Here is a 4,608-nt window from a genome sequence, read left to right as displayed (position 1 = left end):
CGGGTCTTATCGAGTTCCTTGGCCGCAAAGATACCCAGGTCAAAGTCAACGGATACAGAATTGAACTGGGGGAAATCGAAACAATCCTCGAAAGGCATCCAGACATCGCCCAGGCGGTGGTGGTTCCAACAGAGGCAAGTTTGATGGCCTTTGTGTCTCCTGAAAATCAAAGCATACCCACAAAAGAGGTTTTGGGATCTTGGGTGGATTACCTGCGTAACCGGTTACCTGTCTACATGGTCCCACGCGCCCTAATACCGATTGAGACATTACCTGTAACAAGGAATGGAAAAGTGGATCGCAAAGCTCTTGCCGCCAAAGCAATCTCCCATACCCAGACTGAAGAAAAGACGATGCTGTCCACCACTACGGTGTCTTCGGGGAACGCGATCCAAAAGAAGCTCATGAACATTGTGGCTGATGTTCTAAATCGAGATCGGGTTGGGCTTGATGACAACTTCTTTGATCTAGGCGGTGGATCGATCGAGATTGTTTTGATCCATCGCCAGCTGGAAGGCCAGTTTGATACTGAAATCCAGATTACCGACCTGTTTCGGCTTGGAACCATTCGGCGAGTTGCCGATCACCTGTCCAACAATGCCGATCCGTCCGATCAAATTACATCAGTCAAAGCGCAAGCGAAGACACGAGGCGAGCGACGTAAGGAAGTTGGTCGCCGTCGCCGATCATCGCAAAAGGCGAAATGTGCAGTCAAGGCGAGGAATGAGCCATGAGCTTCAACGATACTGACATCGCGATCATAGGCATGAACTGCCGGTTCCCCGGCATTGATGGGCTAGATGCGTTTGAAGCCTGCCTTCGTGATGGAAGAGACATGTTGGCCCCAGTTGTTCAAGAGCTTGAAGGCGGCGGACGGTGGGTAATTTTGAACGCCACAGTTCCCGGATTAAAGGCGTTTGATGCCGATCGGTTTGGTTATACTCATCAGGAAGCACGCATCGCCGATCCTCAACAAAGGCTGTTTCTCGAGACTGTTTGGGAAATGCTGGAAATGGCTGGTTATTCGCCAAAACACATCCAGCCGACCACCGGGATATTTTCGGGCGTTAGCACCAGCTATTACTTGCTCTACCATCTGCTGGGGCATTCGAGTGAAGTTCGAAACTCGAGTGATTTGCAAGTAATGATCGGTAATGACAAAGATCATTTGACATCGCAGATAGCTTATCGTTTGGACCTGACTGGGCCAACGGTAACCGTTCAGGCTAGTTGTGCGACCTCCCTCGTCGCAACCCATCTTGCTTGTGAGAGCCTAAACAGTGGGCAATGTGATCTGGCGATTTCGGGGGGTGTTTCGCTGCGAGTGCCCTCCCAAAAAGATTATGATTTTCAACCTGGTGGCCTTTTGTCAGAAGATGGGGCGATCCATGCCTTCGATGCCAATGCCAGTGGCACCGTTTACAGCAGCGGCGTGGCAACGCTTTTGTTGAAGCGTGCCGAAGATGCCGTTCAAGATGGAGACCAAATCTTTGCGCTTATTTCTGGCTCAGCGATAAACAATGACGGAGCGCAACGCGTTGGGTACACGGCACCTGCCGTTAACGGGCAGGTCCGAGCCTTGATGGAGGCTCAGGAGGTTGCAGATGTCAATGCCCGAGACATTACCTATATCGAAGCACACGGAAGTGGAACGCCATTAGGTGACCGTATTGAGTTGGATGCTTTGTATGAGGCTTTCCAACAGTCCAACTCTGCGACCATTGAAGCAGGCTCTTGCGGGCTGGGGTCGGTCAAGACAAACATTGGGCATTGTGAAATGGCGGCGGGAGCAGCGGGCCTGATAAAGACAGCATTGTCTTTGAAGTCAGGCAAGCTGTTTCCAAGCTTGCATTTCGAGACGCCTGCACAGGAGTTGATGCAGGATGGGTCCCCGTTTTACGTGAATGACCAGCTATGCGATTGGCCCGTAGACCGTCCGCGGATTGCGGGCGTGAGTTCCTTTGGACTTGGTGGAAACAATGCGCACGCGATCCTAAGAGCTTACGATCCGCCCGAGAGCACGCCCCAAGATATGGCTGAAGAACAGCCAGAACTGCTTGTTCTATCGGCCCGCAATCAAGATCAGTTCAGCACATACGAACGCTCTTTGATTAGTGCTGCAGGGACTCTGGATCGCAGTGATGTTGCTCACACACTACGTGTCGGTCGCGAAGCGGACCCATTTCGCAAAGCAGTGGTTTGGAGGCAGGGCCAGTCAATTGCCGATGCATTGACCCATGCGGATGTTATAGCGTCTGCTGAAAAGCAGATCGTTCTGTTGCTTTCTCCTAATGCCGCTTTGAGCGATGAGTGCGTAATAAGTTTGTGTCGTCTCATGCCAGAAGTTTTGGATCAAATGCCAGAGCTTGTGACTGAACATTCGCTCAAAGATTATCCCAACTGGACGCCAGAGCGCCGCATCGCCTTCTCTACGTCTGTTATCTTTGCGTTTTTAGACCAGTTGGAGTGCACACCAGCTGCAGTGCTGTTCGCAGGCAATAAAGACGATGCTACTGCGCTATGGTCGTTTTTGATGAGGCAAGTTGAAGAGCGGCCATGCTTTTACTGCAATGAGACTGGCTGGGTACCGGTAACAGGTGACAGTGTGTTCGCTACGATAAGCGACGTCACACAGCAGTTGGAGATTACCAATCCGTTCGTTTTAGGATTTGGCAGTAATGGCTATGTGCAAACGGACCAAGCCTTCTACCACTTCGAAGGACAGGCCTCTTATTCTGATCTCATCAGCAGTTTCGGACAGGCTTGGGCACACGGGGTACCAGTCAACTGGCAGAACTGGCCTGGTACACAAAGTGCGCGCCGGATCAGGATCCCACGGCCCGAGTTCATTCGCAATGATTTTTGGATTGAGATGCCAGACGTCAACTCCAATGCTTTGGAGTTTAGCTCGAAGGATCGCTCGACGCAAAAAATGGCAGAGATGGACAGCCAAGGAGTTTTCGATTGCGTCAAGGAGACTTGGGAAGAAGTGTTCGGAACCGAACTTGAGAACGAAGACGCCAACTTCTTTGAACTGGGTGGGCATTCGCTTTTAGCAGCACGTTTGATCACGTTGCTTCAGGAACGGTTGGGTGTCACCGTTCCGATGAGCGCTTTTTTCGAGGCCCCAACAGTCGCGGGACTTGCTTCTGCGTGTCAGCAACAAGCTACGCAGAACAAAGTCTTCAGTCCTCAAGAGGTCGTGCAAGAACCGGATAATCTTAACAAACCCTTCGCGCTGACAGATGTTCAATTGGCGTATTGGGTTGGGCGTCAATCTTCATTGGCATTAGGTGATGTCGCCACGCACATCTATTTCGAGTTCGATTTACCTGACTTCTCGCACGTCCAATTCAAGGATGCTGTGAACAAGGTGATTGCACGCCATCCAATGTTGCGTGCAGTGATCAAAGAAGACGGGACCCAGCAGATACTGGAGTCAGTTCCACGCTTTACGATTGAAGACATTCCGGCGGATGATTGGAATTCGGGTGCGTTCCAAGCGGCGACCAAACGACTGCGGTCGAAAATGTCCCATCAGGTGACGGATTGTAGTCAATGGCCGCTTTTCGATATTCGCGCTGTGACGGTTGATAGCGGGCAAGCACGGCTACATGTGTCTTTTGATCTTCTGATTGCCGATGCCTGGAGTATCGAGCTCTTTATGCGCGAAGTTTCATATCTTTATCGGCAACCCAAGATCGATTTACCTGCATTGTCGTTTAGTTTTCGCGACCATGTTCTGACGAGTAAGAAAGCGGAAGAAAGCGAGGCGTTCCAAGCTGCTAAATCTTATTGGGAAGAGCGAATTCCAACGCTGCCGATGGGACCTGATCTGCCTCTGGAAACAGCCCCAGCATCATTAACGGCACCGAAATTTGTTCGCAGGACCAAAGTGCTCGATCGTCCCTTTGTCACCCGACTTCAGTCCTTGGCTTCGCAGAATGCGCTGACAATGACCGGGCTTATGATGAGCTGCTTCGCTAGTGTTCTGGCGCGGTGGAGCCGCGATCCGCATTTCTGTATCAATCTCACGCTCTTCAATCGCCCAACTGTGCACCCCGACATTCTAGAGGTGATCGGAGACTTCACCACGTTAAACATCATGGAAATCGACTTCCGTGGTGATGGCAGCTTTCTCGACAAAGCACAAAAGGTGCAACGTCAGATCTGGCAAGATCTTGATCACCGGTTGTTCAGTGGTGTGCAGGTGTCGCGGCGACTGACCAAACGCAATGGTTCAGCGCAGGAAAGCGTGATCCCGGTTGTGTTCACCAGTCTGCTTAATCAAGATAGTGTTGATTGGGCTGATGAGACGAATGACACCCTGGGAGCTGATAATTTTTACACTATCAGTCAGACCCCGCAGGTTTGGCTTGATCATCAGGTTATGGAGCGAGACGGGTGTCTTTATCTAAACTGGGATGCAGTTGAGGAGTTATTTGACGCGCGCATTCTGGATGAGATGTTTGCATCCTATGTTGCGATTCTTGAAGGATTGGCGCTGGATCCGACCTTGCTGGAAGCGGCTGATTTACCGCGGTTGCCCGCGGTTGCGTTGCCGGTGGCCGAGAGTGCTCTCCCAGTTGCAAGCCTACATGATGGGCT

At 51.3% G+C, this 4,608-nt stretch carries 2 protein-coding genes; both read left to right on the top strand.

From position 1 onward, the window contains the following. The coding region (locus tag PPL9_RS05820; protein ID WP_244273357.1) for a phosphopantetheine-binding protein at positions 1–734 on the top strand (734 nt) is incomplete at its 5' end. Continuing rightward, positions 731–4,608: beta-ketoacyl synthase N-terminal-like domain-containing protein (locus PPL9_RS05815; RefSeq protein ID WP_082596590.1), on the top strand; the 3,878-nt coding region annotated here is incomplete at its 3' end. The genes PPL9_RS05820 and PPL9_RS05815, both read left to right, overlap by 4 nt.

Source organism: Pseudovibrio sp. POLY-S9, from assembly GCF_001431305.1.
Taxonomy (GTDB): Bacteria; Pseudomonadota; Alphaproteobacteria; order Rhizobiales; family Stappiaceae; genus Pseudovibrio.
The sequence above is the reverse complement of the archived record's forward strand: the minus strand, read 5'-3'. Positions and strand labels throughout refer to the sequence as shown.